The sequence below is a fragment of the Paenibacillus anaericanus genome, from assembly GCF_003994475.1.
GTDB classification, from domain to species: domain Bacteria; phylum Bacillota; class Bacilli; order Paenibacillales; family Paenibacillaceae; genus Fontibacillus; species Fontibacillus anaericanus.
In genome coordinates this window covers 1-22,557 of sequence record NZ_RZNY01000001.1, presented here as the reverse complement: position 1 = coordinate 22,557, position 22,557 = coordinate 1, and the positions used below count along the sequence as shown (strand labels likewise).

Annotated in this window: 18 protein-coding genes; 8 read left to right on the top strand and 10 right to left on the bottom strand. The window is 41.1% G+C overall.

Going from position 1 to position 22,557, the window contains the following annotated elements; genetic code table 11:
* Positions 1-32: 32 nt before the first annotated feature.
* The 3 genes from EJP82_RS00090 to EJP82_RS00080 form a co-directional block, all read right to left on the bottom strand.
* A complete protein-coding gene (locus tag EJP82_RS00090) occupies positions 33-968 on the bottom strand; it encodes an SPFH domain-containing protein (RefSeq protein ID WP_127189986.1) in 936 nt (311 codons plus the stop codon).
* Positions 968-1,402, bottom strand: coding sequence for an NfeD family protein (locus EJP82_RS00085; RefSeq protein ID WP_127189985.1), 435 nt, complete (start codon positions 1,400-1,402; stop codon positions 968-970). Before EJP82_RS00085 ends, EJP82_RS00090 begins: the two co-directional genes overlap by 1 nt.
* 192 nt (positions 1,403-1,594) lie before the next feature.
* The gene (locus EJP82_RS00080; RefSeq protein WP_246053927.1) at positions 1,595-2,965 is read right to left on the bottom strand and encodes an MATE family efflux transporter; all 1,371 of its coding nucleotides are present in this window, start codon (positions 2,963-2,965) and stop codon (positions 1,595-1,597) included.
* Positions 2,966-3,076: 111 nt separating this feature from the next.
* Here EJP82_RS00080 and EJP82_RS00075 point away from each other — a divergent pair, with 111 nt between their 5' ends.
* The 4 genes from EJP82_RS00075 to EJP82_RS00060 all read left to right on the top strand — a co-directional run bounded on the left by EJP82_RS00075 (position 3,077) and on the right by EJP82_RS00060 (position 8,891).
* Positions 3,077-4,402, top strand: a complete 1,326-nt coding sequence (locus EJP82_RS00075; protein WP_127189984.1) for an alpha/beta hydrolase — start codon at positions 3,077-3,079, stop codon at positions 4,400-4,402.
* Positions 4,399-5,760, top strand: a complete 1,362-nt coding sequence (locus EJP82_RS00070) for an alpha/beta hydrolase (protein ID WP_127189983.1) — start codon at positions 4,399-4,401, stop codon at positions 5,758-5,760. The genes EJP82_RS00075 and EJP82_RS00070 overlap by 4 nt, the downstream gene beginning before the upstream one ends.
* A 113-nt stretch (positions 5,761-5,873) precedes the next feature.
* Entirely contained in the window at positions 5,874-6,842 is a 969-nt protein-coding gene (locus EJP82_RS00065) for a LacI family DNA-binding transcriptional regulator (protein WP_127189982.1), read from the top strand.
* 327 nt (positions 6,843-7,169) lie between these two features.
* Positions 7,170-8,891, top strand: coding sequence for an alpha-amylase family glycosyl hydrolase (locus EJP82_RS00060; protein WP_127189981.1), 1,722 nt, complete (start codon positions 7,170-7,172; stop codon positions 8,889-8,891).
* Positions 8,892-9,002: 111 nt separating this feature from the next.
* Here EJP82_RS00060 and EJP82_RS00055 read toward each other — a convergent pair whose 3' ends face one another.
* The 4 genes from EJP82_RS00055 to EJP82_RS00040 form a co-directional block, all read right to left on the bottom strand.
* Complete coding sequence (locus EJP82_RS00055) at positions 9,003-11,081, bottom strand: methyl-accepting chemotaxis protein (RefSeq protein ID WP_127189980.1); 2,079 nt, start codon at positions 11,079-11,081, stop codon at positions 9,003-9,005.
* Positions 11,082-11,238: 157 nt separating this feature from the next.
* Positions 11,239-12,084 (bottom strand): sugar ABC transporter permease, encoded by an 846-nt coding sequence (locus EJP82_RS00050; protein ID WP_127189979.1) that lies wholly within the window; start codon positions 12,082-12,084, stop codon positions 11,239-11,241.
* Positions 12,081-13,382 carry a carbohydrate ABC transporter permease gene (locus EJP82_RS00045; protein ID WP_127189978.1) on the bottom strand — a complete coding sequence of 434 codons (1,302 nt, stop codon included), beginning with the start codon at positions 13,380-13,382 and terminating at the stop codon, positions 12,081-12,083. The genes EJP82_RS00050 and EJP82_RS00045 overlap by 4 nt, the downstream gene beginning before the upstream one ends.
* Before the next feature lie 96 nt (positions 13,383-13,478).
* Entirely contained in the window at positions 13,479-14,801 is a 1,323-nt protein-coding gene (locus EJP82_RS00040) for a sugar ABC transporter substrate-binding protein (protein ID WP_127189977.1), read from the bottom strand.
* Positions 14,802-15,384: 583 nt separating this feature from the next.
* Between EJP82_RS00040 and EJP82_RS00035 the strand changes: the two genes are divergently transcribed.
* Positions 15,385-17,130 (top strand): alpha-glycosidase, encoded by a 1,746-nt coding sequence (locus EJP82_RS00035; RefSeq protein WP_127189976.1) that lies wholly within the window; start codon positions 15,385-15,387, stop codon positions 17,128-17,130.
* 81 nt (positions 17,131-17,211) lie between these two features.
* Here the strand turns inward: EJP82_RS00035 and EJP82_RS00030 are convergent, their stop codons facing one another.
* The gene (locus EJP82_RS00030; protein WP_127189975.1) at positions 17,212-17,448 is read right to left on the bottom strand and encodes a DUF6953 family protein; all 237 of its coding nucleotides are present in this window, start codon (positions 17,446-17,448) and stop codon (positions 17,212-17,214) included.
* Positions 17,449-17,523: 75 nt separating this feature from the next.
* Positions 17,524-17,751, bottom strand: coding sequence for a DNA-binding protein (locus tag EJP82_RS00025; RefSeq protein ID WP_127190364.1), 228 nt, complete (start codon positions 17,749-17,751; stop codon positions 17,524-17,526).
* Positions 17,752-18,111: 360 nt separating this feature from the next.
* Between EJP82_RS00025 and EJP82_RS00020 the strand changes: the two genes are divergently transcribed.
* From EJP82_RS00020 to EJP82_RS00010, 3 genes are all read left to right on the top strand, one after another.
* Complete coding sequence (locus EJP82_RS00020; protein WP_127189974.1) at positions 18,112-19,146, top strand: LacI family DNA-binding transcriptional regulator; 1,035 nt, start codon at positions 18,112-18,114, stop codon at positions 19,144-19,146.
* A gap of 90 nt (positions 19,147-19,236) precedes the next feature.
* Positions 19,237-19,905, top strand: coding sequence for a beta-phosphoglucomutase (gene pgmB, locus EJP82_RS00015; RefSeq protein WP_127189973.1), 669 nt, complete (start codon positions 19,237-19,239; stop codon positions 19,903-19,905).
* Between the two features lie 74 nt (positions 19,906-19,979).
* Positions 19,980-22,298, top strand: coding sequence for a glycoside hydrolase family 65 protein (locus tag EJP82_RS00010; RefSeq protein ID WP_127189972.1), 2,319 nt, complete (start codon positions 19,980-19,982; stop codon positions 22,296-22,298).
* Between the two features lie 150 nt (positions 22,299-22,448).
* Here the strand turns inward: EJP82_RS00010 and EJP82_RS00005 are convergent.
* Positions 22,449-22,557, bottom strand: a 109-nt coding sequence (locus EJP82_RS00005; RefSeq protein ID WP_148125746.1) for an IS3 family transposase, incomplete at its 5' end; no start/stop codon positions are given.

Genomic DNA, 22,557 nt, shown 5'->3' with positions numbered 1-22,557 from the left:
GGGCTCTTCCATTGCATCTGTATTGAAGTTAATTATTTAGTCTCTTTGCTTGCTTTGAAGATTTCACCGATAGCTCCTAAGCTACCCAGCGTCTCGATCGCATTCGAAGGAATAAATACTTTATTTGCAGGTCCTTTAGCGATATCACCCAATGCCTCAAAGGAACGATAAGCCAAAATTTGCTCATTCAATCCAGCGCTTGCCAAGAACTCAATCCGTGCCTTCTCAGCCTCGGCTACTGATCTAATAGCAGCTGCTTCCCCGAGTGCTTCCAATTCTTGAGCTTGACGTAAACCTTCTGCTTCACGAATACGAGCTTCCTTATCCCCTTCCGCCTTGAGGATCTTACTTTGCTTATCCCCTTCTGCGCGCAGAATCATATCCTGCTTAGCAGCTTCAGCTTCCAGAACGATAGCACGCTTGCTACGCTCAGCTTTCATTTGTTTGTCCATCGACTCTTGAATATCTAAAGGTGGTTTAATATCAATAACTTCAACCCGCTCAATTCTTACGCCCCACTTCTCAGTGGCCTCATCCAGGGCAACCCGGATTTCAGTTGAGATTTTCTCACGGCCGGACAATGTTTCATCCAGTTCCAGCTTACCGATAATTTGACGCATTGTAGCTGTTGAAATGTTTCTAACACCATATACATAATCGGAGATACCATAAGTAGCTTGTTCAGGACCTACGACTTGATAGAAAATAATCGTATCGATCTGTACTTGAACGTTATCTTTCGTAATTACGGTTTGTGGTGGTACATTAGCTTGTTGAATCCGTAGATCATGATTAACACGTACTTGATCGATAACCGGAATCAGAATGTTAAGACCCGGCGTTAGTAAACGGTGAAATTTACCTAGTCGTTCTACGACACCTACCCGCTGCTGTGGTACTACTTTGACTGTAAGTGAGATAAATACAACTACTACTAGAAGAACGACGACTATAATTGCCCATTCCATTAAATAATTTCCTCCCATCTTTCCACTTCGATAATGGTACTGCTTCGTTCCAGCACGCGCACCCGTTCATCCTTACGTAGAGTCTGTGTTGAGATGGCGCTCCAGGTATCTCCCCCAACCTTCACAATACCATACTGGCCTTGCTCGATCGGTTCGACCACTACTCCTTGCTTTCCTACTAATTCGGTCCCAGTATCCTGAAATCCTTTTGAAGCACGAAGCTTTTTGACAATTGGCTTTGTAAAAAAAGTCAAACCCAAAGCAACCAAACAACCAACCAACACCTGCAACAGGAATCCCTCTGGAGTAATGAGTGCGATAATCGCTGCGACCGCAGCACCTAGACTCAACCAGAGAAGATAGAAAGTTAGCGTCATCATTTCAAACACCAACAGAACTCCTGCGGCAATTAACCAAACTACCCATGCATCCATCTAGTAGATGCACCACCTTTCCGCATTATACTAATAGTATACGGGTATCTGAGTAAAAAGTATCAATAAATGAAAGTTTTGTATCTAAAAAATTATTCGGAACACTAAAAATCAGGACTTTTTTAGGTCTTCATTGTCAAAATAAGCCATGAAATTCTATTTTATTCGCAATTAGCACATCAGATCATTATCCTAAAATGGACTAATTCCTGATACTTGATCTCGTCCGATCAGATCTATTCTCTCCCAACGGCGCGATTTCCATCGACGCCTTAACAGGAACGTTTTAATCCATTCATCAGCTATAAAGGCAATATACACTCCCACCATTCCAAATCCGAAATACACTCCGAGCACATAGGATAGTGAAACACTGACAATCCATACAGACGATACGCTAATATATACGGGAACCTTCACGTCACCTGCTGCACGCAGTGCATTGATCAGGATCAGATTACCTGACCTCCCCGATTCCAATAATACCGCTAGCCATAATAGTTGCATCGCCTGACTAATGATTACTTCATTATTCGTAAATAACGAAATCAAAAAACTGGAGCTTAAAGCAATCAGTAAAGCTGAACCAGCTGACAACATTGCAGCAGCTCTAACATATATCTTGCCTCTCCTGTAAGCATCATCAAACAACTTGGCACCAACGTATCGACCAATCAAAATTTCCGTTGCCAGTGCGAGGGAGATGGTGAAGAGGTTGTTGAACATCCCGATATTCTGAGCATAAATTTTAGCTGATAGTGCCTGGGTACCTAAAAGAGCAATAAAAGAAGTAATACAAATTTGGGCCAAAGTCGAAAAAAAACTCTCCCCCGCTGTTGGAATTCCAATTTTAAATAACGCTGAAGCATGAGTTCGAATTGTTGCCCCTCGCAATTCCCGCGGCTTCCAAGTGAAATCCGTTTTTATCCTCAGCAAGATAAGCAGGAGAACTAAACCGATCAATCGGGAGAGCACTGTGGACATGGCTACACCTGTAATCCCAGAGAACGGCGCTCCGAACGACCCATATAAAACCGCATAATTGCCACCCAAATGAATCACATTAATTCCAAGAGCTACGTACATCGTCAAACGAGTCAATCCATAACTACGGATAATGGTCGACAAAGTTAACCGCACAGCCTCAATGAACACAAAACCACCAGTAATCAATAAATAAGTTGTGGCATCTGGAGCTAATTCTTCTGGAATGTTCATGAGACGGAATACAAATTTTCCACCACCTAGTAGCAGTCCACTCACTAGAATCCCAAATAACATATTTAAAACAATGGCTACGGAAGCCACTTCTGTCGCAGATTTCTCCCTGCCTGCCCCTAAATTCTGGGCAATAATAATACTCGTACCCGCTGACACAACATTAAACATTAAGTTTATAAAAAATAAAATTTGATTCGCTACCCCCACTGAAGCCACTGCCTGATCTGAATAATGACTAAGCATGAAAGTATCGATGTTGCCCATAAGCATACCCAAGAGCATTTCAATAAATATGGGCCAAGTCAGTGCAAACATCGATAAGTTACTACCCGTATTCTTCACCCAAACTCCCCCTTCATTGACAAAAAAATGAGAAGTAGATATAATCTCCCCATATTAACTTATACGTATAAGTATAAGAACTTAATCGAATAAGTAAAGAGGAGGAATCGTATGAAATCAAGTTTTGTTACTTTCGAAAATCTGAATTCAAAATTTCTGCAAAGCAGTAGGGATATCATTATTTATTTACCCCCTTCTTATGAGAGCTCACTTAATAAACAATATCCTGTTCTTTATGTACACGACGGTCAGCATGCATTTCAAGGAGACCTACAAGGTGGATCATGGGATCTACACATTGCAGCAGACCACTTAATCAGCGAAGGAATGATGCAGGAGATCATAATTGTCGCTATATCTTCCGTTTCTCATTTGAGGGTAACAGAGTATTTTCACTATAATCAGGATGTAGAAGAGCGCTACCATTATAAATGTGCCGGAGAGCTCTATGAACGTTTTATAGTTGAGGAACTTAAACCTTTGATTGATATTCGGTTTAGAACATTGTCAGATCAACAAAATACCGCGATGTTAGGGTCTTCTGCTGGCGGGTTAGTTTCCTATCATATTGGATTTCGTCGTCCAGATGTGTTTGGAAAAATCGGAATTCTCTCGCCATTTTTTGTCCAAACCGAGTTGGTGTCACTTGAATCTGGAGATCAGGACATGATTGAAACAAAAAATTATACAGAATTTGATGAAAAGCCTACTCCACCCATTAAAGTTTGGATGGATATGGGCGGCGCAGAAGGAACACTCATGGTTAAACATGTCCGTTCAGTTGCGGATCAATTCATTGATATTGGATTCACCCCAGGATCAGATTTCGTGTTCTTGCTTGATCCAGAAGCAAGCCATACTCAGGAGGAGTGGGCAAAGCGAATATATTCCGTTTTCTTATACTTCTTTGGTGATATAGGAACTCCGCAATGTATAGATATTGTTGGCAGAACAACCATTGGACTAAATGAACGACATTTACGATTATATCCCACCGTCACCTATGATTCCGGCTTCAAAATGAGTTTATTGCATGCTGATTATTCGATAGATCAACCTGATATTGTGTCAATTTTATCGGATGGTACCTTAACCCCGAATAGGGAGGGTTTAACGAACTTATCTGTTTCTTTTGAGAATCTAAAAGCTAGTACAAATATCGAGATCGTACAACATATTTCTGAGGCTGTTGAACTAGTCATTACTGTAGAGGTGCCGGATAGCACACCAACTGATACAGATATTCATGCTGGCATAAAACTTCAAAAAGTACGCGATGGCTTGTATGAAGGAAGATTCATATTGCCACGTGATCTTACCTTTGATATTAAGGTATCCAAAAAATTCGGGAGTCATGAGAAAAGAAAAGAGAGTCGTAGATTCTCAACTACAAATAATCAACATTTGAAATTCATTGTCGAGGAGTGGGAAGAATGAATCAGTCCAATCTCACAGGTCGAATCCTTCATGTTGGCCCCATAAAGTCAGAATATCTACAAAACGAACGTGGAATTACAGTCTATCTTCCGCCTAGCTATGATACTCAAAGTAATAAAGGTTATCCGGTTCTGTATTTACATGATGGACAAGGCCTATTCGAGCCCAATCCTTTCTCCGGAAGTTCTTGGAGGATTCATGAGACAACGGACAGATTGGTCTCACAAGGACTTATGAAAGAAATCATTATTGTGGGTATACATAATCGAGGCTCTGAACGACTTCATGAATATACTCATTCTTTAGATGAACTCGGGATTCAAGGAGCACCCGATATCGAGACTCGCGGAGAATTGTATGAACGATTTATTATTGATGAACTGAAACCTTATATTGATAACACCTTTTCAACGATACCAGGTAGAGAACATACGGCGTTAATGGGCTCCTCTTTAGGAGGGTTAGTAACTTATAACATCGGCCTTCGTAATCCTGAAATCTTTTCCAAGCTCGCAATTCTCTCTCCATTTTTCATTCGACTCAATTTAAACAGCTTACAAGAAGTAATCTTCTATAAACGCTATCCTGAAGTTGATAAGGCTAACTTATCCCTTTGGATTGATATCGGGGAAAACGAGTCGAATATTCTCGTTCAGCATGTTCGTAAAGTAGTAGACCAGCTCATTGATGATGGCTTCGTTCCTGGTCAAAACCTCATGTATTACGAAGTTCCAAATGGGGCCCATACTGAGAGGGACTGGGCACAACGTGTGCATGCTCCATTGCTTTATTTCTTCGGAACTATCGGCCATCCCGTATCAAATCATCTATATGGTAGGAAGGAACTAGGTTTGACCGGAATGGAAGTGAAGACAAATGCTGTTGTAACCTACGATAGTGGGTTTGTAATGACTGATCTATCCGGTATTTATCACGTTGACCACCATGATATTCTAGAGATTAAGCCAAACGGAACACTCATTCCACAACAAACTGGAAAAACTGAGGTGTCATATGCTTATGATGGCGCTGATTCTGTTGTCGGAAGATATAATATAATTCCCCATTTGAACGAGCAAGTCCAACTTTCTCTGTTAATTACAGTTCCTTATAAAATGCACTCAGTTGATACGCTATTCGTTGATAAGTTGGCGGTTCCGCGCCTATCTGATTGTAGTTATGGCGGGACATTTACACTGCCAAGGGACATCGGGATGCAATTCAGGATAAAAGTTCAGGATGGAAATCAAGAAACCTTCAGATCTCAGGATCCAAATTACTATCGTATTCTTAAAGTAGATCAGGATATGGCGGTTAAATATTTCGTAGAAGCTTGGGAAAATGACATCTCCACTTAGGTGCATCCTACATGGTTTGACAGGAAAAAACCGCGGTGATAGAGTTGGAGTGATATTTTACAATTCACAATGATTCATGGTTCATTCTGTCATCTGTCAATGGAGGCGACAAGTTGAGAAAGATCACAATGAAAGATATCGCACGTGAAGCCAATGTGTCTTCAGCAACAGTCAGTTATATTCTTAATCAAGTAAACAATCAAACCATTTCAGATGAAACACGTAACCGTGTTTTAGAAATAGCATCCAGATTAAATTATGTCCCTAACCTAACAGCAAGGTCACTTGTTAAAGGAAAAACCGGTCTGTTAGGTCTCTTATTAATGAGGAATTCAAACGACGGATTTTGGAGAAAATTATATTGGGGCATGTTAACTGAAAGATTAGAGTCGCTGTGTAAGGACAAGGGCTATCATTTACTCGTATCTTATATAGACACCAACAAACCGAGCCTAAATATTGTTTTAGAGCGTGAGTTGGATGGCGTTTTCCTTGTTGATGTTAATAGTGATGTATTCAATGACATATCCGTGCATTTTCAAATGGGTGTTCCGTTAATTGTGTTGGATAGCTATATTCAAGACCCCTTATTCTATAAGGTACTCATTGATTATGAAGAGGCCTTTTTTAAACTCAGAGAAATGGTTGGAGTAACATCGAAATCCTGGTTTTTGGTTACTGAAGCGTTTAATAATAAAGAGATGACTGAAAATATCATTCGCTCTTCACAGGTCCCAGCCGATTGTGTATATGTGCTCGATGCTGATAATATGGAAGGCTTGTCTTCTTTCCTTGAGCAACAACGTGGCAACATGGGGATCGTGACTAACGAATTTATTGGAACATTGGTAGCCAATGAAACCGTTCGATTGCAACTTGACGTGTTTGTCCTTTGTACTGGAGGATGTCCACATATACTCCCCCCAACAGTGCAACCGATTCATATGAATCCAACAGCAGATACTGCGGAACTTGCTTTTGAATTAATGCAACATCTTTTACATGCCCCCATACCTACTAATGTGGCTAATAGCATAGAGGATCCAGCTTCACATATAATATTTAGTAAGATGATGCGATAATCCTCCTCCTTTTTTCTCATTTAACTGGAGTAACTCGAGTACATTTAAGCATTCTCCATCTCTTTTGCATTAAAACGTAAAATCAGATGGAGAAACTTCATTTAAGTTGAACACGAGTCGATTTCAGTCATTTGAACTGGAGAAATCTCCTATCCTCACTTTAATCTCACTTCAATCTCACTTCATATCATTCAGTATTCAAACCAAAACAAGTGCTGCTATCTCCTAAAACTTTAGTTCCTTTTTCGATGTGCAAACGTTTGAATTATTTCGATGCCTGGGGTATGATGAGTTAATAAAGCGTTTACACTTGTAAGGAGGTCATTTATGAAATATCGAAATTGGTTTATCTCTTCAAGTCAGACATCCAGATGGACCCTACATGTAGCCTTAGTCACAACCCTATTCATAGTTCTACTGACAGGTTGTACTGGGGGCATTTCCAACACCTCTTCGAATGGAGCAAATGAGACAGAATCCCCCACAAATAATCTAAGCAATGATCCTAGCATACCTACGTTGACAACAACTTCCTTAGATACTCAGCCATCCACCGTTTATTATGAAATTTTCGTCCGCTCCTTTTATGACTCAGATGGTGATGGAATAGGTGATTTCAAAGGGCTTACGGAAAAGTTGGACTATCTGAACGATGGTAATCCAGATACAGACAATGATCTTGGTATCGGTGGGATATGGTTAATGCCTATTAACACTTCACCTAGCTATCACGGTTATGACGTCAGCAACTATCGGGAAGTCAATCCTGATTATGGTACAATGGAGGACTTCACAAATTTTATTAATGAAGCGCATAAACGGGGAATTAAGGTCATTATGGATTTAGTCGTCAATCATACAAGTAATGAAAATCCATGGTTCACCCAGTCCGCCAAGGACAAAAGTAGCAAGTACCGCAACTGGTATGTATGGGCCGAGGATTCCAATCGAAGCCTAGGTGGAACCAGTGCTGCTAGTACTGGTGATCCTTGGCACACTGTGGAGGGCAAAGATGGTCACTACCTCGGTATCTTCTGGGGAGGTATGCCAGATCTGAACTTCGACAATCAAGAAGTCCGGGATGAGATGAAAGATATAGGGAAGTTCTGGTTAGAAAAGGGGCTGGACGGCTTCCGAGTGGATGCAGCCAAACATATCTACGAGGATTTACTAACCGATAAAAGCCAAGAAACGACAGATAAGAATGTGGCTTGGTGGCAAGAGTTTCGCAGCGGTCTAGTGCAAAGTAATCCCAATACTTACCTCGTCAGTGAAGTATGGGATAAAGGAGCTGTGACGGTTGCCTCTTATCTCAATAAAGCGTTTGACTCCAGCTTCAATTTCAGCTTAGCTGAGACGATAATCCAGTCTGCTAAATCAGAACGAGACAACAACATTGGTTTTATTCTCGAACGTACCTATAAGCTATATGCTGAGAAGTCTGGTGGCGAATTCGTCGACGCAACATTTCTGACTAATCATGACTTAAACCGAGTAATGAGCCAATTAGAGGGGAACAAAGAACATGCTAAGATGGCGGCGAGCCTCCTGCTGACTCTCCCAGGAAATCCATTTATCTATTACGGAGAAGAGATTGGGATGCTTGGAGTAAAACCTGACGAAGGGATCCGCGAGCCAATGGTTTGGTTCACAGATGACAGTGCCGCTGGACAGGCGACTTGGCAGGCATCTATCAACAATCATGGCACAGCAAGATCTAGTGTGGAAGAACAATTATCTGATCCAGATTCTCTACTCTCCCATTATCGACAATTAATTCGTTGGAAAAGTTCTATACCCGCTCTAAGAGACGGGGGAATCCAAGAATACACGACCGATAATGCCAGTTTGGCAGCTTACATCCGTCAGAGTGATGAGGAAACGGTTCTTGTTGTTCATAACTTATCAGGTAAGGAACAAACGTTAGGATTAGCTCTGGACACAGATCTTGGCGAATTTAAGAGTATTTTGCAAGCCACGAAACCAGAGGCTACCCTTACTAGTAACACGTTAACTTTACCGGCTTATACCACTGTAATTCTCAAATAGTTACACTGCAACTCTCCTGTTGCTCAAGAACATAAAGGGGCTGTTCCCAGGTCGATAAAGACTTCTGGGAACAGCCCCTATTCACGTGTTTATATAAATCAAAATTGCTTATTACGCTGGAACATCTTTATCCGTCTCGATATGAAATGCATTTAAGGACTGATTTAGTGACTCAGCAAGCTCCTCTAAACGGTTGGATAGCGCAACAAGTTCTTCACTTACCTTATATTGATCTGAAGACATGGAGGCCACCTCTTCCGTTGAAGCATTACTCTGCTGGACTACTGAACTTACGTTCATGATGAATTCTCCCAGCGATACTTGAGAGGCCAACAGTTCATGAACCGAGGTAGAGGAGCTCTGAATATCTCCCACGAAATTCTCCATTTCCCCTGTCACGTTCTGAAAGATGGAACTCACCTCGTTCACCGAGTTTAATTGCTCATCAAACATAGGTGAAATACTTAGCAATACATTCACCGTATTCTGAATCGCTTCCTGAATTTCCTCTGTAATCATAGACACCGTCTGAATTGAATTGTTAGATTGAACAGCAAGTTTACGTATTTCCTCCGCAATGACCATGAATCCTTTGCCCGCTGCGCCCGCTCGTGCCGCTTCGATTGAAGCATTAAGCGACAGGATATTCGTCTGCTTGGTCATTTCCACCATGGGTGCTAATATGTTTCGGATTGAATAGGTGCTCTTACTGAGCTTGTCGGAATTTTCTTCAATTAATCCGGTCATACGTGTAACGGCTTCTGTTTTGCTGACTAACTGCTCCATATACTCTTTGCCCTGATAACTAACTTCAATAACACGTTCAACCGATTGATTCATCGTATCATTCATTTCAACTACTTTGTTCATTTGAGTGCCTATATCCTCTACAAGTTCAGTACCTCTCTCTGCTTCATTAGCTAAACTTGCTGCACCTTTGGCAATTTCTAATGTTGCTCCTGATATTTCCCCTGCGGTTTGCGATGTATCCTTCGATGCCTTTGCCAAATTCTCAGCTGTCGTCAGTAGTTCCAGCGTCGAATGGTTCGTTCGATCTACCAGCAAAGAAATCTGTTCCAGCATCTTATTGAAACTATGTCCGAGTCGGCCAATTTCATCCCGCCCCTTAAAATGAGCACGCACCTTCAAGTTCCCGCGCTCCCCTTCTTCCATCAAACGACATAATTTCTCCAGTGGCTTGCCAATCATTCGGACCAAAGAATATCCAATAAGCAGTGCCACAATAATAGCAAGCAACAATACGATTAACATCACATAAATTAGCTTGTCCGCTGCACTGAGGAAGTCACTTTCAGGAGCATACCCTATAATGCGCCAATCCCCCGTTAGCAGTGGTTGATAAACCACCAATTGCTTAACACCTTGTTCATCTTCCCTGCTGAACGAGCTTTGTTCACTCTTCAACACACTGTCATCTAAACCAATAAATGACTCGGACTCCAATAGTTCAACATCGGGGGCATGAACGATCTTATTGTCCGCTGTCAGGATACGTACTTCTCCGGAATTACCAATCTTTAAATTGGATAATAAGCTTCCGAGCGATCTCTCTTTGATCTCTATCAACAATATGTATTCCGCATCCGGGTTCTTCATGTTTCGTAACAGTCTACCCATGGTTACCGTTGGTTCCGTGTAGGCGTCGAAGAACCCCTTCGAAAGTGCGGGTAACCATACTGGTTCACCACTAGCATCAAGGACCGACTTCACCCTACCCTCAACAACCTCATCCGTGCGGATAGCAGCAATGCCAGTAGACTTGTACGATTTAACATCTTCCATGCTCTTGCTGACAAGTCTCACAGCTAATAATCGATCATCGGACGCTCTCAAGGAATCCAATCTTTTATTAATCCGACTCTCAGCTTGATTCTTTGTTACAGTATCAACATTTTCCTTGTTCACGATCTCCAAATCACTCTTCAAGGTCTGATCTACAGCCAACTGTCTAGATATCGATTCATATTGTGTAAACAGGAAATCAAGCTTGTCCGCCGCCTGTTCAATCGCTTGACTCGATGCCATCCCAACCTGACCACGGATGATTTCTTTGGACATGACATACGAGCTTAACCCCAAAACCACTGACAACAATACAATCGCCCCAAATATAATAAAAAACAACTTCATTCCGACCGACTTAAATTGAATCCGACCCCAAAATTTCATAGTTTGCCTCCCCCTTCTAATGAGTAATTTCAGTAAGAAATATTCAAAGGGTTTTTATTGTGAAAAAATGGTATAGCCTCTCGCGAATGCTGAGACTATACCATTAGTGATTTTGCTCTTTATGATGGATCTACTTGGATCCTCTATGTTGTAGTTATTAACCTTTACTAGCGCCTGATGTTAAACCATCAACCAGTAATCGCTGTAGAAACATGAACAATATTGTAATCGGCACGGCGATTAGGACTGCTCCAGCTGCAAATAATGTGAAGTTGGAGTTCTGGTTACTATTAACCATGTCCCACATCCCGACCGCAATGGTCCATTTGTCTTTAGACCGGAGAACGAGCCTAGCAAAGATGAAATCCGCCCATGGGCCAACAAACTGGAGTAATGCTAGATAGGTCAGTATAGGCCTAGATAAGGGCAAAATAATACGTGAGAAAATAGCAAAATTGCTGGCTCCATCAATTCTTGCCGCTTCATCCAGAGATCGAGGAATCGTGTCAAAAAATCCTTTTGCTATCAACGTTCCTCCTAAAGGTGCTCCAGATGCATACACAAGAATTATAGCGGTGTGTGTATCCAACAAGTTTATTTCTTTAAGCAATAAGAAGATTGCAATCATACTCATAAAACCAGGAAACATCCCTAATACCAGCACAACCGAAAGCGCAGTCTGACGTCCACGAAACCGGAATCTGGATACAGCATAACTAGTAAGTAAGATAAGAAGGACTCCTAGTATCGTTGAAAAAGTAGCAACCTTCAAGGTGTTCATATACCATTGTCCAAATAGAACAGTTTGTGAATGGAATAGCTCTTTGTAGTGACTAAACGTAATGGACTCGGGAAACAGTGTTTTACTATATAAGGACTTTCCGGGCCGAACGGAACCCATTATGATCCATAAGGCCGGGTAGATCGCCGCAATTGCCAATAAAACCAATGTAATATAGCTTACACCTAACCGTAGGTTATTTTTGATTTTATGTCCGCTCATTGGATCATATCCTCCTCTTTAAATGACTTGGTTCGACGATAGTTGTATATCGAGAACGAGGCAACGATCAAGAAGATAATGATACCGATAGCAGAAGCCATGTTGTATTTATTCTGATTTAGCGTTAGTTTATATAACCATGTTACTAGCAAATCAGTAGCTCCAGCATATTGATAGTCGCCTTTGACTGGATCTCCACCTGTCAACAGGTAGATCATATTGAAATTGTTAATGTTACCAGCAAACTGCATGATGAGCGTTGGCGCCGTTGTAAATAAAATCATCGGTAAGGTAACGATCTTGAATTTTTGGAATCCAGTCGCACCATCGACTTCTGCCGCTTCGTACATATCTCTCGGTATCGTAGTCAGCACTCCCATGATGAGCAACATAGAGACAGGAATACCAACCCACATATTAACGACGATTAAGGTAACCTTGGCCCAGTATTCATCAGTCAGCCACGGCAGCCCTCCAAGTCCAAAATAGCCAAGATATTGATTTATTGCTCCAAACTGGCCGTTAAACATCATTCTCATAACTAGTAACGAGATAATCTGCGGAATTGCGTAGGGAAGAATCAATATCGTTCTCCACAACCCTTTATAGCGAATCCCCTTCTGATTAATGAGCAATGCAACGAGCATTCCTCCGAAATAGGTGGTGACCGTTGATAACACTGCCCAGATAATAGTCCAAGTCAATACACCATAGAAAGTATGACTCCAAGTTTTAAGTACTAATAGACTTTTAAATGTATCGAATCCAACCCAACCAACTAACTTAGCTGGAGGTATATGATTCGGTGCAGAATAGTTAGTGAATGACAACATCACCATAAATATAATCGGCATCACCGTAAAGAATAAAATCCCTGTAGCAGGAATACTCAAAAAGGCTAGGGCAAATTTATAGTCAAGTACATATCTGACTGACTGCCTGAAATTATTCACTTGTTTCCCAAGTTCTCTATCCCGGCCAATCTTTCTAGCATCTTTGACATTTAGAATATAAACTCCAATAAAAATCAATAGAAACAATATCGTAATCAAACTAGTTACCATTATAAAAATGGAATGGTCCCCGTCCATCCATTTTCCTTTTACGAGCGTTCTTGGGTGCTCCCCAAGAGTAACAATTCCCCATAATGCTCTTGGCAAATTATTAATGAGATATGTAACGCTAAAGACTTCAAATATTAACAAGATTAATCCTTTTATAAATTGCCGGTTATATAATTGTCCCAATCCCATGCATAAAATTGACAGTATCGTTGCTTTGTTCCGATGTCGGTCCATTGCGTTCCTTCTCCTCTCCCTTTGAAATCGAGGAATTACCCGCCGCCCTTAGGCGGCGGGTAAAAACAGCTCCACGTGGGTAGTATTGTCCTCTGATTACTCGGCAGCGACTCCGTTGTTCAGATCTTTAATTTGATTCGCAGCATTCTCCATCGTTGCTTTTGGATCTGCGTTATTATTCCACATTTCTGTGAGTGCGGCTCCTATAGGAGCCCATGTGTTACCTATTTCCGGAATGGAAGGCATTGGTTGGGAATTAGCAGCTTGAACTGCAAATCCGGATACGATTGGATCATTTTTAATTTGATCTGACTCTAGAGCTTCTAGGTTGGTAGGAACTGAACCAACTGATTCGTTCAGTAAAAGTTGAGCTTCCTTGGATGATGCGAATTGAGCAAACAATTTAGAAGCATTCGGATATTTCGTAAACGAGTTAACAACGTAAATTTTCATACCTGAGAATGAAATAGCTGTCTTCCCATTAATCGTTGGAATTGGTGCTATTGCTAGGTTATCGCCTAAAGCTTCTTTGTAACCAGCAACTTCCCAAGGACCATTGATGTCCATTGCTACATCGCCAGTGTTAAACAAACCACGTTTGATATCTGCGTTGATATCACCACTCTTGATTGGAAGAATTGCATGCAAGCTTTGGAAAACCTTCAGGCCTTCAATTGCGCCATCTGTAGCAACACCAATATCATCTTTATTGGTACCATTGTCACCGAACAGGTATCCTCCACCAGTTGCGATAAACGGATAGTTGAAATACAGGTTGCCTGCTTCCCACATCAAAGCATATTTCTTTTTCTTAGTATCATTAAACGTCTTCGCGAACTCAATGACTTCTTCGAAAGAGGCCGGAGGAGTTGGTACAAGTGACTTGTTATAGAACAATGCATAGGTTTCAGCTGCTCTCGGATAACCGTATAACACGCCATCATATGTGGATGCTATAATAGAAGCTTCCGTATTGTTCTTTGTTGTTTCTTCTGCGAAAACATCATTAGCTAAAACTAAACCTGAATTCGCAGCTTCACCCATCTTATCATGCGGAGTAATAATTACGTCAGCTGCAAGTCCGGAAGGACCATCAGTTGTCAATCTGCCTATTTGATCTGTAGGGGCAACTTCTTCAATTTTCACCTTAACACCATACTTCTCTTCAAAGCGTTTCACAATTTCATTCGTGAATTTTATTTCGTCTTTACTATCCCAAATTAACAATTCTGCGCCTTCTTCAGGCACAAGCGCCGTGTCAGCTGGTGCTGGCTCTGTAGTATTCTCAGGTGTATTTTCAGTAGTTGGTGCCGGAACATTGTTGCCACCGTTAGCAGTGTTGTTCTTCGAACCGCAAGCTGTGATAGAAAGCATCAGAGACATTGCAGCAACTAGAACTAGTAGCTTTTTAAGTTTCATTAAATAACCCCTCCCAAAATGTATACATCATGACCGCCAAGAATTTGCGCAAACGATACCATAAAACCTGAAGTTGTCCCTCGTTTTACCTTAATCTCTCTTGAAAACCCTGAGACGAGACCAGTTTCTAGGATGGAAAGCGCTTTATCCTCGGAAACATCATACAACACAGATCTATCTTTGTAAAAACGTTTGCACATATCGTTTTTATGTTCTTTTGCCCACTTATCTTTGGATATCTCCAACATACTCACTTTATCGTAATTTATCTTTATTTAATGTAAAAAAATAACTCGATTTTTGCTGATAACTCCTATGTTTCCCCTTATAAGTCAACACTTTATTAGATTATATATTCCTATTAATTCCTTAAATATTATGCACAAAAAAATATGTTGTCATCTTGTACAACGGTTTGAACAGTGTTATACTCCTGAGCTATATTGGATATTACATAGGTTACTATCTCCTTATCACATACGAACTATAGGAGATTCTTAGCGAAAGGTACATCTTCGGCTGTAGTTCTTCGGCCTAGTTGTATCTTTTTTGATTATCAAAAGTATATAGGAGGAATTACACAATGCTACTAGAAGCAATTTATCATCGTCCTAGATTAAACTGGTGTTACGCCTATGATCGTGAGACCATTCATCTTCGGTTACGTTCCAAGAAGAATGATCTTTCTGAGGTATTTGCTTATATAGGTGACAAATATGCATGGGAGCAAACAAATGAATTGATTCCTATGAAGAAGCTAATATGCGATGAAATGTTCGATTATTGGGAATGTTCGGTGAAACCTCCATTTCGCCGTTTGAAATATGGATTTTTGTTGCAATCTGGACACGAACAACACTGGATGTCCGAGGATGAGTTCACTATTACACGCCCAACTACCCCCAATCGTTTATTTGAATATCCCTACCTTAACCCGTCCGATATATTTATAGTGCCAGATTGGGTTAAAGATGCTACCTTTTATCAAATTTTCCCGGAACGCTTCGCCAATGGAGACCCCCACAACGATCCTGCAGGTGTTCTTCCCTGGGGTGGTAAACCTGAGCGTGACAATTTCTTTGGAGGTGATCTGCAAGGAGTTATCCATCACTTGGATCACTTAAGCGAACTCGGCATTACAGCTATTTATTTCACGCCTGTATTCACAGCAACGACCAACCATAAATATGACACTACCGATTACATGACAATCGATCCACATTTTGGTGATGTAGAGACCATGAAACAACTTGTTATCGCTTGTCATGAGCGGGGAATTCGCATTCTACTCGACGCGGTGTTCAATCATTCAGGTAAGAAGTTCGCGCCATTCGTTGATGTACTTGATAAGGGAGAACATTCCGTTTATAGGGATTGGTTTCACATACATAAGTTCCCTTTAAATGTGGTTGATGGGATTCCAACCTATGACACTTTTTCTTTTGATCCGATAATGCCTAAACTAAATACTGGTAATCCAGAGGTACGGGACTACCTGCTGCAAGTTGCACATTTTTGGATTAAAGAAGTCGGAATCGACGGTTGGAGACTAGATGTAGCGAATGAGGTCGATCATCAATTTTGGCGGGAGTTCCGTAAAGTTGTGAAACAAGCTAACCCTGAGGCATATATTCTTGGGGAGGTTTGGAATGAGTCATCCAATTGGTTGCAAGGAGATCAATTTGATGCAGTCATGAACTATCCTTTTACCGATGCTGTACTAGATTTTATCGCAAATGGAACCTTAGACGCTCAAGGCTTCGCTCATGCTATCGGCAAACAGTTATCGCGTTATCCGCAGCAGGCAAGTGAAGTTGCATTCAACCTACTCGATAGTCATGATACTCCACGTCTGCTAACTGTTTGTGAGGGGAACAAGAATAAAATGAAATTGGCTTCCATGTTATTATTTACTTATAGCGGAACGCCTTGTATCTACTACGGTAGTGAAATCGGTCTCGACGGTGGACAAGATCCGGATAGCCGAAAATGTATGGAATGGGATGAAACGTTACAAGATCGCGACTTATTTAATTTCTACCAACGACTAATTTCTCTGCGCAAGGAACTTCCTGCACTACGAACAGGTTCGCTCCAGTTTTTGTTGGCTGAAGAATCCGCTACAAAGTTAGCCTTCAAGCGCCAGCTTGGTGATGAAACAGTACTCGTACTGCTCAATAACGATAATTCCGCTCAGACGATAGAGTTAGTAGTGGAGCAATGCATGTGGTTAAATACCAACAACGACATCACAATAGAGGCGAAGGGTAACACATTATCAGTCCACCTTCCAGCCTATGGATATGCTATACTAACGGCAATCAAGTAGGAAAAATACACAATACCAACCGAAATAAGCAGGTGCCTATTATATACTACTTAGGCACCTGCTTATTTTATTTGATACCTATTAGGTCCACGCCCAGAAAAACCCATCTCTATCCCAGGCAATCTTCCCAGCGTGCAGTTTACGAAACACCTTCTTCACTTCTTTGGAAAGTGATGAATGTCCCTTCTCATTCACAAAAACAAACTCATCCCCGAAATGTGACTTGACATAGTCTATGGCATCACTTTGACTAAGGATTCCTTTAAACTTGATTTCATTTACCATCCATTCGGCAACGTCATTCTCTGTATACTCCACTAAAATCCTCCCTACTATATCGGCTTATGTTGTGAACAACACAATATACAGATAGGCGTTGTAATAAAAACCAGTCTACATGTTACTAACGATCTTATCTATTTCACTCTTCAACAATAGATACCTATGGACATTTCTCATGATTGGAACTTTAGTTAGTTTGTTTTTATCCACATAAACTTTCATTTGATCCTTAGTTAGACCTAAAGATTCCCCTGCTTCCGTAACCGTTAATACAACTTCATTACTTGTCGCATTAAAAGTTTTCTTCGCCTTTTGATTCCAATCCTCAAATGCAAGCATATATAATAAACCCTTTCTTAAATCATTCTTTTTAACTAGATCCTTCATTATACCATGAATGCACAAAATTTGAGCCAATTAGAGAAATCTCTTTCAATCCTCCCTTTATGTAAAACGTTTGCTCAAACCATAATCCAGCTCTAATTTATTTTATTGCAAAAATATCAGATACAATTCCTGGACATACCCAAAAAAACCTATATCATTCATATTTACCAGGTTAATATTCACATATATAGACATGATTAGGGTTAGTTCATTCTTAGGTCACACTTTCACTGGGAATATCTATTTACAATCTATTACCTTTAGATTAAAATTACAATGTAAAAGCAAACGGTTCCACAGAGGAGTTTTATTATGGCTGTAACCATAAAGGATGTTGCCAAAAGGGCTGGAGTATCACCTTCTACCGTGTCCCGGGTACTATCCAATCACCCTAGAATCAGTACCGAAACTTCAAGAAAAGTAAAACTTATTATGGAAGAGATGGGTTATCACCCTAACATCATGGCCAAGAGCCTAGTTTCCAAAACAACGAATAGTATTTGTATCATGTTACCGAAATCAGCCGAGGAGTTATTCTCTAACTTTTTCTTCATGGAGTTGATTCGTGGTATTGTGACACAAGCTAGTCGTCTGGGATACGATGTGTTGATCAGTTCAGGTTCTAATGAGAAAGAAGAAGTTGATGGAGTATCTAGGCTTCTGAATGGACGTCGGGTTGATGGAGTGATTCTACTTTATTCGCGCAAAGACGATCCAGTTATCGATTTTTTACATGACAATGGACATAATTTCGTCTTGATCGGACGCAGTGAACAATATCCCGACATTTTATCGGTAGATAACAATAACGTACAGGCTTCTTATGATGCCACGAAACACCTAATCTCTTTGGGACATGAGCGAATTGGATTCGTCAGTGGACCACCACATCTTGTTGTATCCAAGGATCGACTCAAGGGCTACTTAGACGCACTTCATGATGCCGGACTCGAGTCGAAACAAGAATGGATTGTGGAAGGTGAGTTCCTTCAGGAAAGCGGCTACCGAGCCATGTCATTCTTCATGAATCTCCCTGATCGTCCCACATCCATTGTGCTGATCGACGATGTCGTTGCCTTCGGTGTTTTACGTGGATTAAATGAGCTCAATTACAAAGTTCCTGAGGATTTATGTCTAGTTAGCTTCAATAACATTCCTTTAACGGAATTATCAACACCACCACTGAGTAGTATAGATATCGGGATATATAACTTAGGTTATACCGCTTCCCAGGTCTTGATCCAGTCTATTCAGAACAGTAACGATGCATCTTACCAAAAGCGACAGATCATTCCTCATCGCTTAATTGTTCGCGATTCGTCTATGTACTCTGTACCGAAGCACTAAGTAATAAGCACAAAAATAAATGAAGCATTCTGCTTCTTTTATTTTTTACACTTTGTTCAAACGTTTGCGCTATTGAGAGGAGAAAGTTAAATGTCCCCCATTAAAGCTTGTTTATTCGATTTAGATGGTGTCTTAGTTGATACCGCTAAATATCACTATCTAGCTTGGCAACGATTAGCATATGAACTAGGATTTGAATTTACTGAACAAGATAACGAGAAGCTAAAAGGTGTTAGTCGTATGGCCTCACTAGACATTTTATTGAGTATCGGTGGGCTTAGCTTGGATGAATCCATCAAAAATGAGCTTGCAACTCGTAAAAACGATTGGTATTTCCAGTCCATCTCGACGATGGATCATTCAGAAATCTTATCCGGTGCGCTGGAGTTTGTTAAAGAATGCCGCGATCATGGCCTAAAGATTGCCTTAGGATCCGCCAGTAAAAATGCAATGACGATCCTAAATAATACAGGCCTTACTCCATATTTCGACGTGATTATTGATGGGACTCGAACGGCGAGTGCCAAACCCGATCCAGAGGTGTTTATACTTGGAGCTGCTGAATTAGGTGTTCTTCCAGAGCAATGTGTCGTCTTTGAAGATGCTGAGGCGGGAATTGAGGCCGCACGTCGCGCTGGTATGGCTTGTGTGGGTATTGGATCACCACAGACTCTTGGCAGTGCTGATTTCGTGATCCCCTCACTCCAAAACATGTCGGTAGACCGTCTGCAAGAACTAACAACAGACTCCTGCATGTAGATATCACTAGGCAGTAGTTTTCGCTATTCACCATATAATATCATCAGTATGATGACTTAAAGGAGCCGATTAACGTGAAACAATATTTAAAACTGGATGAATGGTCAATTATTGAAGATTCTTTTGATCCGACAACGCATGAGATATCCGAAAGTATCTTTAGTATTGGTAACGGATTCATGGGGCAACGAGCTAATTTCGAAGAGCAATATAGCGGTGCCTCCTTACAAGGTAGCTACATGGCTGGAGTATACTATCCCGACAAAACCCGTGTTGGCTGGTGGAAGAATGGTTATCCTGAATACTTTGCCAAAGTGTTGAACAGCACGAACTGGATTGGTATTAATGTATTCATAGAGGGAACGGCTTTAGATTTGGCAAAATGCAATGTTAAAGACTTCGTTCGTGAATTAAACATGAAAGAAGGATACTTGTCCCGTAGCTTTGTAGCCACGCTTGAGGACGGTAAAGAAATTGAAGTGAAAACTATCCGTTTCGTCAGCATCACACGTCACGAAATTGGAGCGATTCGTTATCAGGTAACTCCACTCAATTTTTCAGGTTCCATTACGGTTGTCCCTTATCTTGACGGCGACGTTCAGAACAAGGACTCCAACTATGAGGAAAAATTCTGGCTTGAAGTAGAAAAATCAGCCGCTAGTGATCTTTCCTACCTTACCTTAAAGACTAAAAAGCTGGACTTCCATATCACCTCCATCATGGCCTTTGACGTTTATAAGAGTGATGAGAAGTTAGATATTGAACCATCGCTAACCGAACGCGAGAAATATGTAGCCAGTGAATTCACAGTACATGCGGAACAAGGTATCCCTTTAACCCTGTACAAATATGTAGCCAACGTTACTTCCCGTAACTATGGGCTTGGTGAACTAGTTCCGGCCGGGAAGAATTCGCTTCTAGCTGCAAAAGCAGCTGGATTTGAAGCATTGCTTGCTGAACAAGCGGTAGCATGGAATGAGAAATGGAAAGGCAGCGACATTATCATTGAAGGAGATGTCTCGGCACAACAAGCGGTGCGCTTTAACATTTTTCAATTGAATCAAACCTACAGCGGGGAAGACGACCGTTTAAATATCGGACCTAAAGGCTTCACGGGTGAGAAATACGGCGGAAGCACTTACTGGGATACTGAGGCATATTGCGTCCCATTCTATCTCAGTACGGCGGAATCAGATATTGCTCGTAACCTACTCATATACCGTTATAAACACTTGGAGAAGGCGAAGGAAAACGCTAGAAAGCTTGGATTCACTAAAGGTGCCCTTTTCCCGATGGTCACGATGAACGGCGAAGAATGCCATAACGAGTGGGAAATCACATTTGAAGAAATCCATCGGAATGGTGCGATCGCTTACGCAATCTATAACTACGTTAACTATACTGGTGACAAATCCTACCTAGGGCAATACGGTTTAGAGGTTCTCGTGGAAATCTCTCGTTTCTGGGAACAACGTGTTAACTACTCAGCTGCTAAGGGGAAATATGTAATTCTTGGCGTTACCGGACCAAACGAGTATGAGAACAATGTCAACAATAACTGGTACACTAACCGAATTGCCGTTTGGACGCTAGAGTACACATTGGAAGTAATAAGTTACCTCAAAGCAAACGAGGAAGCCCATTATCTCGAATTGGCTGATAAGCTAAAACTGCAAGATGAAGAAATGAAGCAATGGAAAACGATTATAGACAATATGTACTATCCTTATGATGAGGAACGTCAGGTGTTCTTACAACAAGATGGCTTCTTGGATAAAGAACTTATACCCGTGAAGGACCTGGCCCCTGAGCACTTACCGATCAACCAGAACTGGTCATGGGATCGCATTTTGCGCTCTTGCTACATTAAACAAGCCGATGTACTACAAGGTCTCTATTTCCTTGGTGATCGTTACGACATGGAGACTAAGAAACGTAACTTCGACTTCTATGAGCCATTGACCGTTCATGAATCATCCCTGTCACCTTGTCTACATGTTATCCTTGCCTGCGAGCTTGGCTATCAAGATAAAGCATATGAAATGTATCTGCGTACGGCCAGACTCGACCTCGATAACTATAATAACGATACAGAGGATGGCTGCCATATTACAAGTATGGCGGGAACATGGATGTCTATCGTTCAGGGCTTTGGTGGATTGCGTGTGAAGGATGGCGAGCTGATTCTACATCCATTCATTCCATCCCACTGGAAATCGTTCTCGTTCAAAGTTATGTTCCGTGGTTCTCGTCTCAAAGTGAACGTTACTGACAACAACGTTACCGTAACGAATGAAACGGAAACTTCGGTCTCCATCAAGGTTTACGATCAAAGCTACACAGTAAGTAGCCTTGGAGAAGTTCAAGTACTACGTTCAGCGGTTACGATCTAAAAAAATAAAAAAAGAGAAGTTCCCGATCTGAAGTAGATTAAACTGTACCCCTTGTCAAGGACACTTTAAAAAGAAAGAGCTATTGATGTTTAAGAGGCTGACAAAATGATCTTACCCCCGTCAAGTAGACATTAATAAAACTGAAGTACATTAAGCAGCCTTAGTTCGGTATTCCACTGGACTAAGGTTGTTTAATTTTTTCTGAAACCTATCATAATTGTAAAACCGTATGTATTCATGAATTGCGGAGATCAATGCT

Coding starts and splice junctions, on each gene's coding strand:
- EJP82_RS00050 (WP_127189979.1), bottom strand. CDS start 12,084: ATGAGCGGACATAAAATCAAAAATAACCTACGGTTAGGTGTAAGCTAT.
- EJP82_RS00085 (WP_127189985.1), bottom strand. CDS start 1,402: ATGGATGCATGGGTAGTTTGGTTAATTGCCGCAGGAGTTCTGTTGGTG.
- EJP82_RS00070 (WP_127189983.1), top strand. CDS start 4,399: ATGAATCAGTCCAATCTCACAGGTCGAATCCTTCATGTTGGCCCCATA.
- EJP82_RS00025 (WP_127190364.1), bottom strand. CDS start 17,751: ATGCTTGCATTTGAGGATTGGAATCAAAAGGCGAAGAAAACTTTTAAT.
- EJP82_RS00055 (WP_127189980.1), bottom strand. CDS start 11,081: ATGAAATTTTGGGGTCGGATTCAATTTAAGTCGGTCGGAATGAAGTTG.
- EJP82_RS00060 (WP_127189981.1), top strand. CDS start 7,170: ATGAAATATCGAAATTGGTTTATCTCTTCAAGTCAGACATCCAGATGG.
- pgmB (WP_127189973.1), top strand. CDS start 19,237: ATGTCCCCCATTAAAGCTTGTTTATTCGATTTAGATGGTGTCTTAGTT.
- EJP82_RS00075 (WP_127189984.1), top strand. CDS start 3,077: ATGAAATCAAGTTTTGTTACTTTCGAAAATCTGAATTCAAAATTTCTG.
- EJP82_RS00020 (WP_127189974.1), top strand. CDS start 18,112: ATGGCTGTAACCATAAAGGATGTTGCCAAAAGGGCTGGAGTATCACCT.
- EJP82_RS00040 (WP_127189977.1), bottom strand. CDS start 14,801: ATGAAACTTAAAAAGCTACTAGTTCTAGTTGCTGCAATGTCTCTGATG.
- EJP82_RS00045 (WP_127189978.1), bottom strand. CDS start 13,382: ATGGACCGACATCGGAACAAAGCAACGATACTGTCAATTTTATGCATG.
- EJP82_RS00090 (WP_127189986.1), bottom strand. CDS start 968: ATGGAATGGGCAATTATAGTCGTCGTTCTTCTAGTAGTAGTTGTATTT.
- EJP82_RS00035 (WP_127189976.1), top strand. CDS start 15,385: ATGCTACTAGAAGCAATTTATCATCGTCCTAGATTAAACTGGTGTTAC.